The organism is Mycobacterium sp. (assembly GCF_044370595.1).
Taxonomy (GTDB): domain Bacteria; phylum Actinomycetota; class Actinomycetes; order Mycobacteriales; family Mycobacteriaceae; genus Mycobacterium.
In genome coordinates this window covers 1-12,088 of the sequence record NZ_JBILVF010000102.1, presented here as the reverse complement: position 1 = coordinate 12,088, position 12,088 = coordinate 1, and the positions used below count along the sequence as shown (strand labels likewise).

At 66.1% G+C, this 12,088-nt stretch carries 15 protein-coding genes; 6 read left to right on the top strand and 9 right to left on the bottom strand.

The window, feature by feature from the left end:
- From ADBZ5N_RS13110 to infA, 6 genes are all read right to left on the bottom strand, one after another.
- Nucleotides 1-933 (bottom strand): DNA-directed RNA polymerase subunit alpha (locus tag ADBZ5N_RS13110; RefSeq protein ID WP_526257973.1); only part of this gene is annotated, 933 nt, incomplete at its 3' end.
- An 81-nt stretch (nt 934-1,014) separates the two neighbouring features.
- Nucleotides 1,015-1,620 (bottom strand): 30S ribosomal protein S4, encoded by a 606-nt coding sequence (gene rpsD / locus ADBZ5N_RS13105; RefSeq protein ID WP_526257971.1) that lies wholly within the window; start codon nt 1,618-1,620, stop codon nt 1,015-1,017.
- A 13-nt stretch (nt 1,621-1,633) separates the two neighbouring features.
- Nucleotides 1,634-2,050, bottom strand: a complete 417-nt coding sequence (gene rpsK / locus ADBZ5N_RS13100; protein WP_293308034.1) for a 30S ribosomal protein S11 — start codon at nt 2,048-2,050, stop codon at nt 1,634-1,636.
- A gap of 2 nt (nt 2,051-2,052) precedes the next feature.
- Nucleotides 2,053-2,427, bottom strand: coding sequence for a 30S ribosomal protein S13 (gene rpsM / locus ADBZ5N_RS13095; protein ID WP_509715857.1), 375 nt, complete (start codon nt 2,425-2,427; stop codon nt 2,053-2,055).
- A gap of 183 nt (nt 2,428-2,610) precedes the next feature.
- Nucleotides 2,611-2,724, bottom strand: coding sequence for a 50S ribosomal protein L36 (gene rpmJ / locus ADBZ5N_RS13090; RefSeq protein ID WP_003879483.1), 114 nt, complete (start codon nt 2,722-2,724; stop codon nt 2,611-2,613).
- Nucleotides 2,725-2,771: 47 nt separating this feature from the next.
- On the bottom strand, nt 2,772-2,993 hold the full coding sequence (gene infA, locus ADBZ5N_RS13085; RefSeq protein WP_213516935.1) for a translation initiation factor IF-1: 222 nt from the start codon (nt 2,991-2,993) through the stop codon (nt 2,772-2,774).
- A gap of 243 nt (nt 2,994-3,236) precedes the next feature.
- On the opposite strand from infA, the gene rfbB reads away from it, so the two are divergent.
- From rfbB to ADBZ5N_RS13055, 6 genes are all read left to right on the top strand, one after another.
- Nucleotides 3,237-4,244: a dTDP-glucose 4,6-dehydratase gene (gene rfbB, locus ADBZ5N_RS13080; RefSeq protein ID WP_526257968.1), complete on the top strand. Its 1,008-nt coding sequence runs from the start codon at nt 3,237-3,239 to the stop codon at nt 4,242-4,244.
- Between the two features lie 2 nt (nt 4,245-4,246).
- Nucleotides 4,247-4,852 carry a dTDP-4-dehydrorhamnose 3,5-epimerase gene (gene rfbC, locus ADBZ5N_RS13075; protein WP_526257966.1) on the top strand — a complete coding sequence of 202 codons (606 nt, stop codon included), beginning with the start codon at nt 4,247-4,249 and terminating at the stop codon, nt 4,850-4,852.
- Between the two features lie 85 nt (nt 4,853-4,937).
- Nucleotides 4,938-6,458, top strand: a complete 1,521-nt coding sequence (locus ADBZ5N_RS13070) for a CoA-acylating methylmalonate-semialdehyde dehydrogenase (RefSeq protein WP_526257964.1) — start codon at nt 4,938-4,940, stop codon at nt 6,456-6,458.
- Between the two features lie 20 nt (nt 6,459-6,478).
- Nucleotides 6,479-7,633, top strand: a complete 1,155-nt coding sequence (locus tag ADBZ5N_RS13065; protein WP_526257975.1) for an acyl-CoA dehydrogenase family protein — start codon at nt 6,479-6,481, stop codon at nt 7,631-7,633.
- 25 nt (nt 7,634-7,658) lie between these two features.
- The gene (mmsB, locus tag ADBZ5N_RS13060; RefSeq protein ID WP_526257961.1) at nt 7,659-8,528 is read left to right on the top strand and encodes a 3-hydroxyisobutyrate dehydrogenase; all 870 of its coding nucleotides are present in this window, start codon (nt 7,659-7,661) and stop codon (nt 8,526-8,528) included.
- Between the two features lie 8 nt (nt 8,529-8,536).
- The gene (locus tag ADBZ5N_RS13055; protein WP_526257959.1) at nt 8,537-9,037 is read left to right on the top strand and encodes a MarR family transcriptional regulator; all 501 of its coding nucleotides are present in this window, start codon (nt 8,537-8,539) and stop codon (nt 9,035-9,037) included.
- Nucleotides 9,038-9,050: 13 nt separating this feature from the next.
- Here the strand turns inward: ADBZ5N_RS13055 and map are convergent, their stop codons facing one another.
- From map to secY, 3 genes are read right to left on the bottom strand one after another with little or no spacing between them, the layout of a single operon-like run.
- Nucleotides 9,051-9,848 (bottom strand): type I methionyl aminopeptidase, encoded by a 798-nt coding sequence (gene map, locus ADBZ5N_RS13050; protein ID WP_526257956.1) that lies wholly within the window; start codon nt 9,846-9,848, stop codon nt 9,051-9,053.
- Nucleotides 9,849-9,854: 6 nt separating this feature from the next.
- Nucleotides 9,855-10,406: an adenylate kinase gene (locus ADBZ5N_RS13045; RefSeq protein ID WP_526257954.1), complete on the bottom strand. Its 552-nt coding sequence runs from the start codon at nt 10,404-10,406 to the stop codon at nt 9,855-9,857.
- Nucleotides 10,403-11,728 carry a preprotein translocase subunit SecY gene (secY, locus tag ADBZ5N_RS13040; protein WP_526257952.1) on the bottom strand — a complete coding sequence of 442 codons (1,326 nt, stop codon included), beginning with the start codon at nt 11,726-11,728 and terminating at the stop codon, nt 10,403-10,405. Before secY ends, ADBZ5N_RS13045 begins: the two co-directional genes overlap by 4 nt.
- Nucleotides 11,729-12,088 lie beyond the last annotated feature (360 nt).

Genomic DNA, 12,088 nt, shown 5'->3' with positions numbered 1-12,088 from the left:
CGAGTCCTTCAGGGACAGACCCAACTGGTGCAGCTTGATCTTCACCTCGTCGATGGACTTCTGTCCGAAGTTGCGGATGTCCAGTAGATCGGACTCGGTACGGGCGACCAGTTCGCCGACGGTGTGCACACCCTCGCGCTTGAGACAGTTGTAGGAGCGCACGGTCAGGTCCAGATCGTCGATCGGCAGCGCGAAGGCGGCGATGTGATCGGCCTCGGCGGGCGAGGGGCCGATCTCAATGCCCTCGGCCTCGATGTTGAGTTCCCTTGCGAGCCCGAACAATTCGACGAGGGTCTTGCCGGCCGAGGCCAGCGCGTCACGCGGACTGATGGAGTTCTTGGTCTCCACGTCCAGGATCAGCTTGTCGAAGTCGGTGCGCTGCTCGACGCGGGTGGCCTCGACCTTGTAGGTCACCTTCAGCACCGGCGAGTAGATGGAATCGACGGGGATACGACCGATTTCGGCGCCGGAGGCCTTGTTCATCACCGCCGGCACGTATCCCCGGCCCCGCTCGACGACGAGTTCGATCTCGAGCTTGCCCTTGTCGTTCAGCGTCGCGATGTGCGTATCGGGGTTGTGCACGCTGACCCCGGCCGGCGGCACGATGTCACCGGCGGTGACGGTGCCCGGACCCTGCTTACGCAGATACATGGTGACCGGCTCGTCCTCGTCGGAGGAGACGACCAGACCCTTGAGGTTGAGGATGATGTCGGTGACATCCTCCTTGACGCCCGGCACGGTGGTGAACTCGTGCAGCACACCGTCGATGCGGATGCTCGTCACTGCCGCCCCCGGGATGGAGGACAGCAGGGTCCGGCGCAGCGAATTGCCCAGGGTGTAGCCGAATCCCGGCTCCAGCGGCTCGATGATGAACTGGGAACGGTTCTCGGCAAGGGTCTCTTCGGACAGTGTGGGTCGCTGGGAGATCAGCATGGTTTTCTTCCATCTCCTTCTCGGCACCCGCTATTTGATGCCGTCGGGGGGTACTCGGGGGCGGCGCCCCAGAGAGAGGGGTTACTTGGAGTAGAACTCGACGATTAGCTGCTCGGTGAGCGGCACGTCGATCTGCGCACGGTCGGGCAACTGGTGCACCAGGATGCGCTGCCGTTCGCCGACCACCTGGAGCCAGGCCGGGAGTGGGCGGTCACCCGCGGTCTCCCGAGAGATCTGGAACGGAACGGTGTTCAGCGAGTTGTTACGGACGTCGATGATGTCGTATTGCGACACCCGGTAGCTGGGCACGTTGACCTTCACACCGTTGACGGTGAAGTGGCCGTGGCTGACGAGTTGGCGGGCCATCCGCCGGGTCCGGGCAAGGCCGGCGCGGTAGACGACGTTGTCCAGCCGGCTCTCCAGGATGCGCAGCAGGTTCTCGCCGGTCTTGCCGGACTGGCGATTCGCCTCTTCGTAGTAGCGGCGGAACTGCTTCTCCATGACACCGTAGGTGAAGCGGGCTTTCTGCTTCTCCTGCAGCTGTGTGCGGTATTCGCTCTCCTTGATCCGCGCGCGGCCGTGCTGACCGGGCGGGTAGGGGCGCTTCTCGAACGACTGGTCGGCGCCGACGAGGTCGACACCCAGCCGGCGTGATTTGCGGGTGGAAGGTCCGGTGTAGCGAGCCATGTGTTAAGTCCTCCTAGACCCGGCGCCGCTTGGGCGGACGGCAGCCGTTGTGCGGCTGCGGGGTGACATCGGAAATCGCGCCCACCTCCAGGCCTGCGGCCTGCAGCGAGCGGATGGCGGTCTCACGGCCCGAGCCCGGCCCCTTGACGAAGACGTCGACCTTCTTGACCCCGTGCTCCTGGGCCTTGCGGGCGGCGTTCTCGGCGGCGAGTTGCGCGGCGAACGGCGTCGACTTGCGGGAGCCCTTGAAGCCGACGTGGCCCGAGGATGCCCAGGCGATGACGTTGCCCTGCGGGTCGGTGATCGACACGATCGTGTTGTTGAACGTGCTCTTGATGTGGGCGGCGCCGTGCGGGACGTTCTTCTTTTCCCGGCGGCGGGTGGTCTTGCCCTTCTTGGCGCCGGAGGCGGCCTTCTTCGGAGGTGCCATGGTTACTTAGCCTTCTTCTTACCGGCGATGGTGCGCTTCGGGCCCTTGCGGGTGCGCGCATTGGTCTTGGTCCGCTGGCCGCGCACCGGCAGTCCGCGACGGTGCCGCAGGCCCTGGTAGCAGCCGATTTCGATCTTGCGGCGGATATCGGCCTGAACCTCGCGGCGCAGATCGCCCTCCACTTTGAGGCTGGCCTCGATGTATTCGCGGAGCTGGGTCAGCTGGTCGTCGGTGAGGTCCTTGCTGCGCAGGTCCCGGTCGATGCCGGTCGCCGCGAGGATCTCCTGGGAGCGGGTACGGCCGATGCCGTAGATGTAGGTCAGCGCGATCTCCATGCGCTTATCGCGCGGGAGATCCACGCCCACTAGACGTGCCACAGGGCTGTATTCCTTCTTCTAGGCGGAGGTGTCGTTCCCAGACCGTTCCCGTCGTGCCCCAATGATCTGGTGGGCGCTGCCGGGGTCCGGCCTCCGTTCCGGACGTGGGCACCCGGTCAGTCCGGGTGGTGGTTCTGGGAGGTCTGCATTCAGTTGTGTCGGGGCTAGTGCGTCTGAGCGGTTCTAGCCTTGGCGCTGCTTGTGGCGTGGATCGGAGCAGATCACCATGACCCGCCCATGCCGGCGGATCACCCTGCACTTATCGCAGATCGGCTTGACGCTCGGGTTCACCTTCACGGCTTGTTGATCCTGTTCTTCCTGGTCGATCGGAGAATGCGGGCTGGTTACTTGTACCGGTAGACGATTCGGCCCCGGGTGAGGTCATAGGGGGAAAGCTCCACCACGACCCGGTCCTCGGGCAGGATGCGGATGTAGTGCTGCCGCATCTTGCCGCTGATGTGGGCCAGCACCTTGTGGCCGTTTTCCAGCTCAATGCGAAACATCGCATTGGGCAGGGGCTCGACCACTCGGCCCTCGACCTCGATGGCACCGTCTTTTTTGCCCATATCCTCACTAGATCCTGCTTGTGTGATGGGCAGCATTCGCCCGACTTCGAAACGTGGGAAGTTCCCGGACTGGGCGGAAGTTCCCAGGCTAGGCACGCAAGAGCCGGCGCGAGCACCGCACCGTGGCTCCACGATACTCGCATTCCCGCCGTGCTCCAAAATGCGCATACAGGTCCCAGCGACGCCCGACACGGGGCAATCGGTCCGATAAGCACGAGGCAATCAGCCCGATAGGGTGGCCCGATGCGGCTGCTGGTCACCGGCGGCGCCGGATTCATCGGCGCCAACTTCGTCCACCGCACGGTCGAGCAGCGCCCCGACGTCACCGTGACGGTGCTCGATGCGATGACCTACGCCGGCAGCCGGGAGTCGCTCACCGGGCTCGACGAGGCGATTCGGCTCGTCGAAGGCGATGTCACCGACACCGGTCTGATTGACCGCCTCGTCGCCGAGTCCGATGCGGTGGTGCATTTCGCCGCCGAAACCCACGTCGACAACTCCCTGGCCGACCCGGAACCATTCCTGCACAGCAATATCGTCGGAACGTTCTCGGTGCTGGAGGCGGTCCGCCGCCACGGGGTCCGGTTGCATCACATCTCCACCGACGAGGTCTACGGAGATTTACCCCTCGATCTCCCCCGCGGCGCAGCGACCAAGTTCACCGAGTCCACGTCCTACAACCCGTCGAGTCCCTACGCGGCCACCAAGGCCTCGGCGGATCATCTGGTGCGCGCGTGGGTGCGATCGTTTGGCGTCAGAGCGACGATCTCGAACTGCTCGAACAACTACGGGCCGTTCCAGCACGTCGAGAAGTTCATTCCGCGGCAGATCACCAACGTGCTGACCGGCCGACGGCCGAAGTTGTACGGGGCGGGCACCAACGTGCGGGACTGGATTCATGTCGATGACCACAACGCGGCGGTATGGCGGATTCTCGAGCGCGGCGAGCCGGGGCAGACCTACCTCGTCGGCGCCGACGGCGAACGCGACAACCTGTCGGTGCTGCGGCTCATCCTGACGCTGATGGGACGGGATCCCGACGACTTCGACCACGTGACCGACCGGGCCGGACACGACCTGCGCTACGCGATCGACGCCTCGACGCTGCGCACCGAGCTGGGCTGGCAGCCGCAACACACCGACCTCGCCGACGGCCTGCCGGCCACCATCGACTGGTACCGCGACAACGAGTGGTGGTGGGCTCCGCTGAAGTCCCAGGTCGAAGCCCGCTACGCCGAACGGGGTCAGTAACGATGGGTTTCCGCGAGTTAGCCGTGCCCGGTGCGTGGGAGATCACCCCGACCCTGCACAACGACAGCCGCGGCACATTCAGCGAATGGTTCACCGACAGCGCTTTCACCGAGATGACCGGCCACCGATTGGACCTGCGTCAGGCCAACTGCTCGGTGTCGGCCGCCGGGGTGCTGCGTGGTCTGCACTTCGCCCAACTGCCACCCGGCCAGGCCAAATACGTCACCTGCGTCCGGGGTGCGGTCTTCGACGTCGTCGTCGATATCCGGCTGGGCTCGCCCACTTTCGGCCAGTGGGACTCGGTGCTGCTGGACGACGTGTCCCGCCGGTCGACCTATATGGCCGAGGGACTGGCGCACGGCTTCCTCGCACTGCAGGACGACACGACGGTGATGTATCTCTGTTCGGCGCCGTACACCCCGCACCGTGAGCACACCATTTCCGCCCTCGACCCGGCCATCGGCATCGAGTGGCCGTGGCCGGCGTCTGGGCTTGTGCTGTCTGACCGGGATGACGCCGCACCGTCCCTGGATGAGGTGCGCACGGCCGGACTGCTGCCGACCTGGGACGAGGCGCGAAGCCGCCACGCTGGGCCGCCCCGTCCGTAGGGCCGGCTCAGAGCCCTTGCGCGGCCGGACGCTCCATTACTAGGATATGCAAGTATCCCCGTTCTTTACGCCCGAAGGCAGTCTCATGACACAGCAGATCCAGCACTTCATCGACGGTCGGCGCAGCGCGCTGGCCAGTACCCGTACCGCCGATGTGTACAACCCCAGCACCGGGACGGTGCAGGCCCAGGTGCTCCTGGCCTCGGCCGCCGATGTCGACACCGCGGTGGCCTCAGCCGTTGCGGCCCAACAGGAGTGGGCAGCCTGGAATCCGCAACGACGCGCCCGGGTTCTGATGAAGTTCATCGAACTGGTGAACGCCAACGCCGACGAGATCGCCGAAATGCTCTCCCTGGAGCATGGCAAGACTCTTCCCGATTCACTCGGCGACATCCAGCGCGGCATCGAGGTCATCGAGTTCGCCACCGGGATTCCGCACCTGATGAAGGGTGAGTTCACCGAGAACGCCGGACCCGGCATCGACGTCTACTCGATCCGCCAGCCGCTCGGCGTGGTCTGCGGGATCACCCCGTTCAACTTCCCGGCGATGATCCCGCTCTGGAAGGCCGGCCCGGCTCTGGCGTGCGGCAACGCATTCATCCTCAAGCCCTCCGAACGCGACCCGTCGGTGCCGCTGCGGCTGGCCGAGTTGTTCATCGAGGCCGGTCTGCCGCCGGGGGTGTTCCAAGTGGTGCAGGGCGACAAGGAGGCGGTCGACGCGCTGCTCGAGCACCCCGACATCAAGGCCTACGGGTTCGTCGGCAGCTCGGACATCGCCCAGTACATCTACGCACGCGCGGCCGCGGGCGGGAAGCGGGCGCAGTGTTTCGGCGGGGCGAAGAACCACATGATCGTCATGCCCGACTCCGATTTGGACCAGGCCATCGACGCGCTCGTCGGCGCCGGTTACGGCAGCGCCGGTGAGCGCTGCATGGCCATCAGCATCGCCGTCGCGGTAGGCGAGGAAACCGCGGACCGTCTGCGTAACCGTCTGGCTGAACGGGTCGAGCACCTGCGGGTGGGCCATAGTCTGGATCCCAAGGCCGATTACGGGCCGCTGGTCACCGAGGCGGCGCTCGAGCGGGTCCGTGGCTACATCGACGCCGGTGTGGCCGAGGGGGCTGAGATCGTGGTCGACGGCCGCGAAAAGAGCAGCGACGAACTCACTTTCGGTGACGAGAGCCTCGAGGGCGGTTTCTTCATCGGCCCCACCCTGTTCGACCGCGTCACCCCGGAGATGTCGATCTACACCGACGAGATCTTCGGGCCGGTGGTGTGCATCGTGCGGGTCAAGAACTACGAGGAGGCCCTGCGGCTTCCCAACGAGCACCAGTACGGCAACGGTGTAGCGATCTTCACCCGCGACGGCGACACCGCGCGCGACTTCGTCTCCCGGGTCCAGGTGGGCATGGTGGGCGTCAACGTGCCGATCCCGGTCCCGGTGGCCTACCACACCTTCGGCGGGTGGAAGCGCTCCGGTTTCGGCGACCTCAACCAGCACGGCCCGGCGGCGATCCAGTTCTACACCAAGGTGAAAACCATCACCGAACGCTGGCCGTCGGGCATCAAGGACGGCGCCGAATTCGTCATCCCGACGATGAAGTAGGACAGACAGTGAACTTCACCATGATGGACGACGACGAGCGGGTTATCGCCGACACCGCGGCTGCGTTCGCCGCCAAACACCTTGCCCCCTTTGCCCTGGAATGGGACAAGACCAAACACTTCCCGGTCGACGTGCTGCGCGAGTCAGCACAACTCGGCATGGGTGCCATCTACTGCGGCGAGGATGTCGGCGGCAGCGGGTTGCGCCGCTTGGACGCGGTGCGGATCTTTGAACAACTCGCGGTCGCAGATCCGGTGATCTCCTCGTTCATCTCGATCCACAACATGTGCGCCTGGATGATCGACTCCTACGGCACTGCCGAACAACGCAAATCGTGGGTGCCCCGACTGGCGTCGATGGAGCTGATCGCCAGCTACTGCCTGACCGAACCCGGCGCCGGGTCGGACGCTGCGGCGTTGCGCACCAAGGCGGTTCGGGACGGCGACCATTACGTCCTCGATGGTGTCAAGCAGTTCATCTCCGGTGCCGGCGCCTCCGACGTATACGTGGTGATGGCTCGCACCGGTGCCGAGGGCCCACGCGGCATTTCAGCGTTCATCGTCGAGAAGGGCACTCCGGGGCTCAGTTTCGGCGCCAACGAGGAGAAGATGGGCTGGAACGCCCAACCCACCGCCCAGGTGGTGCTCGAGGGCGTGCGGGTACCGACCGAGGCACTGCTCGGCGGGCCCGAGGCGGAGGGCACCGGCTTCGGCATCGCGATGAGCGGCCTCAACGGCGGCAGGCTCAACATCGCCGCCTGCTCACTCGGCGGCGCTCAGTCCGCCTACGACAAAGCCGCGAGTTACCTGGTGGACCGGCAGGCATTCGGTTCCGCGCTGATCGACGAGCCGACGATCCGGTTCGCGTTGGCGGATATGGCATGCGCCCTGGAAACCTCCCGACTGCTGCTGTGGCGGGCGGCCAGCGCACTGGATGACGATGAGCCCGACAAGGTCACGCTATGCGCCATGGCGAAACTGCATGTCACCGACGCGTGTTTCGACGTCGCCGACCGGGCGCTGCAACTACTCGGGGGGTACGGCTATCTGCGCGAATACGGCTTGGAGAAGATCGTCCGCGACCTGCGGGTGCACCGCATCCTGGAGGGCACCAACGAGATCATGCGCGTGGTGATCGGCCGTGCAGAGGCCACCAAAGCCCGCGCCGGGGCATGACAGTCAGATCGCAGAGGAGACAACCATGACCACGATCGCGATCCTCGGCTTGGGGAATATGGGCACGCCGATGGCGGGAAATCTGGTCAACGCCGGATACACCGTGCGCGGGTTCGACCCCGTCCCGGCCGCCCGGGAGGCCGCCGCCGCCAAGGGTGTCGCCGTCTTCGACAGCGGGCCCGACGCGGTCCAGGGCGCCGAGGTGGTGATCACCATGCTGCCCAACGGGACTCTGGTCAAGGAGTGCTACGCAGAAGTCATGCCGGCCGCGAACCAGGGGGCGCTGTTCATCGACAGTTCCACCATCGCCGTCAGCGACGCCCGCCAGATCAACGGCTACGCGGCCGAACGTGGCTTCGCTCAACTCGACGCCCCCGTCTCCGGCGGGGTCAAGGGCGCGGTCGCCGGAACGCTGGCGTTCATGGTCGGCGGGGACGCCGCAGCACTGGAGCAGGGCCGCCCGGTGCTGGAAGCCATGGCGGGCAAGATCATTCACTGCGGGAAATCCGGTGCCGGCCAAGCCGCCAAGTTGTGCAACAACATGCTGTTGGCTGTGCAGCAGATCGCCGTCGGTGAGGCGTTCGTACTGGCCGAGAAACTCGGATTGTCCCCCCAGTCGCTGTTCGACGTCGTCACCGGCGCCACCGGCAACTGCTGGGCCGTGCACACCAACTGCCCGGTAGCCGGCCCTGTCCCCACCTCACCAGCCAACAACGCGTTCAAGCCCGGGTTCGCCACCGCCCTGATGAACAAAGACCTCAGCCTGGCGATGGATGCAGTGGCCTCCACCGGCGCATCAGCACCATTGGGCAGCCACGCCGCCCAGATCTACGCCCGCTTCGCCGAGGAGCACGCCGACCTCGACTTCAGCGCGGTGATCGAAACGCTGCGCTGACGCCGGGCATGACGCCGCCGGACCGACCCGACCCGATCGCCGCGGCGCGGACCAACTGGGTGCGCGGAGGCTGGGGGGAGGTCGCGGACGGCATGGTCGCAGTGACGTCGGTGATGCGGGCCCACCAGATACTGCTAGCCCGGGTGGAGACCGCCCTGCGGCCCTACGACCTCAGTTTCTCCCGGTTCGAACTGCTCCGCCTGCTGGCGTTCAGCCGCACCGGCGCACTGCCCATCACCAAGGCCTCCGACCGGCTCCAGGTCCACGTCACCAGCGTCACGCATGCCATCCGCAGGCTGGAGGCCGACGGGCTGGTCACCCGCATCCCGCACCCCACCGACGGCCGCACCACCCTGGTGCAGATCACCGCACTGGGGCGTTCCACGGTCGAGGACGCCACCGTGACGTTGAACCAGCAGGTGTTCGCCGATATCGGGATGTCGGAGAACCAGGCGCACGCACTGGTCGAGGCAATCGAGGCGCTGCGCCGGCACGCCGGCGACTTCTGACGAGCCCGTCCGCTCAGAGGGTGAGGATTCGCGGGCCGTCGTCGGTGACGGCGACGGTGTGTTCCCAGTGCGCGGCGCGGGAGCCGTCGGTGGTGACGACGGTCCACTCGTCGTCGAGGATGCGAGTCCGGGTGGTTCCCAGCGTCAGCATCGGCTCGATCGCCAGCACCGATCCGGTGACCAGCAGCGGACCGCGGCCCGGTTGGCCTTCGTTGGGCAGGAACGGGTCCATATGCATCCGCTGTCCGATGCCGTGGCCACCGTAGCCGGCCACGATCCCGTAGCGACGGCCGTGCGCCCGTTCGGCGGCGCGGGTGCCGTTCTCGATGGCGTGCGACACGTCGGTCAGCCGGCTTCCCGGCACCATGGCCGCGATACCGGCCTCCATCGCGTGGCGGGTGGCCTCCGAGAGCGCCTCATCAGCGGGGATCAGCGCACCGACACCGAAGGTGACGGCGGCGTCGCCGTGCCAGCCGTCGATGATGGCGCCGCAGTCGATCGACACCAGGTCCCCGAGTGCCAGCACCTCATCGGCAGTCGGGATGCCGTGCACGACCCGGTCGTTGACCGACGAGCAGATGCTCGCCGGATAGCCGTGGTAGCCCAGGAAGGACGGTGTCCCCCCGGCCTGCCGGATCACACTTTCGGCGGCCTCATCGAGATCCTTGGTGGAGACCCCGGGCGCGGCGATCCGCTGTACCTCGCGCAGCGCCGCAGCGACCACCGAACCTGCCGCGGCCATCGCGTCGAGTTCACCGGCGGTGCGGGCCGGGACCGTCTTACGGCTGCGCAGCCCGGGAAGGGACACCATCCAGCGTCAGCGGCCGAGCAGGTGCAGGGCGCGCTCGAACACTTCGTCGAGGCTGCCGACAGCATCGACTGTTGCCAGCTCGTGCTCGTTCTCGTAGTAGCTCAGCAGCGGGGCGGTCTCGTCGCGGTAGACCCGGAACCGGTTGCGGATCACGTCTTCGGTGTCGTCGGCGCGGCCCCGGCTCATGAGCCGGTCGATGAGCACCTCTTCGGGGACCCGCAGTTCGAGAACGGCGTCGAGTTTGAGGCCGCGCCGCTCCAGCATGTCGTGCAGGGCCTCAGCCTGATCGATGGTGCGCGGGAAGCCGTCGAGGATGAACCCGCCGTTCACATCGTCGGCGTCGAGCCGGTCGTCGACCAGGTCGTTGGTCAGGCTGGTGGGCACCAGTTCACCCGCGTCGAGGAAATGCTTGGCTCGCACACCCAACGGCGTGCCGGTACTGATGTTGTGCCGGAACAGCTCACCGGTGGAAATGTGCGGAACGCCCAGTTTCTCGGCCAGCCTGACCGCCTGAGTGCCCTTGCCCGCCCCCGGCGGGCCTAACAGGACGACTCTCACTTCAGGAACCCTTCGTAGTTGCGCTGCATCAACTGGCTCTCGATCTGCTTCACGGTGTCCAGGCCGACGCCGATCATGATCAGCACCGCGGTACCCCCGAAAGGCAGATTCTGAACGCTACCGCTGTTGCCGATCTGGAGGAACAGGTTCGGCAACACAGCGATCACGCCCAGGTAGATGGAGCCCGGAAGGGTGATCCGGTTCAGCACATAACTCAAGTAGTCGGCGGTGGGCTTACCCGGGCGGATGCCCGGGATGAACCCACCGAACTTCTTCATCTCATCGGCCCGCTCTTCGGGGTTGAACGTGATCGAGACGTAGAAGTAAGTGAAGAAGATGATCAGCGCAAAGTAGACGACCACGTAGGTGGGGTCGGCCGGATTGGTCAGGTGGTCGGCGACGAAGCGGTCCCACCAGGTGTTGCCGGGCTCGCTGCGGCCGCTCTGGATCAGCTGGGTGATCAGGTTCGGGATGTAGATCAGCGAGGAGGCGAAGATGACCGGGATGACGCCGGCCTGGTTTACCTTCAGCGGCAGGTAGGTCGACGTTCCGCCGTACATGCGACGGCCCACCATGCGCTTGGCGTACTGGACGGGGATTCGCCGCTGGCCCTGCTCGACGAACACCACGCCGATGATGATCAGCAACGTCGCGGCACACACCGCGGCGAACACCGGGCCGCCGCGGTTGTCCAGGATGGATTTGCCCTCGGCCGGTATCGCCGCGGCGATACCGGCGAAGATCAGCAGCGACATGCCGTTGCCGACGCCGCGTTCGGTGACCAGCTCACCCATCCACATCACCAGCGCCGCACCCGCCGTCATGACCAGCACGATGATCACCAGGGAGAAGATCGACTTGTCGTCGAGGATTTCCACCGAGCAGTTCTGCAGCAGCCCGCCGTTGGCGGCCAGCGCCACGATGCTGGTGGCCTGCAGGACAGCCAGCGCTATCGACAGATAACGGGTGTACTGCGTCATCTTGGCCTGACCTGCTTGTCCTTCTTTGCGCAATTCCTCGAAGCGCGGAATGACCACGGTCAGCAGCTGCACGATGATGCTGGCGGTGATGTAGGGCATGACACCGACGGCGAACACCGACAATTGCAGCAGGGCACCGCCGGAGAACAGGTTGATCAGCGAGTAGATCTGCGCGCCCGCGCCGCCACTGACTTCTTCAATGCACTGCTGGACGTTGCCGTAGTCAACGCCGGGCGACGGCAGGGTGGCGCCGGCCCGGTAGAGGATCACCATGGCCAGGGTGAAGAGGATTTTCCGCCTCAGATCGGCCGTCCGGAGCGACGAGATGAAAGCCGAAAGCACTCTTCCTCCTGGGCAGCCGGACTGTGCGCGCGGCGTGCCGATGGGGCTGGCCTGGCCAGCGTTGGCGGTAATTTCGTCAGCGCGCGCGGAGCACGCTCACCAATCTAGGAGGTTAACAGTTCCCCCTGGCTGGGCGGGAATCGTCTGCCCCGCCGACACCAAAGAAGTCTGTCTCATCCACTGGACCGGTGCTTAGGTCGGGTTCAGGGGGTGCCGGGGGTGCCGGGGGTGCCGTTGACCGCGACCGCCGACGGGCCCAGCGCGACCGCTTCCCCACCGTCCCCACCGGACCCACCATCACCACCGGGTGCGGCGTCACCGCCGTCCCCGCCGTCACCACCCTCCGCGCGCACCCCGATC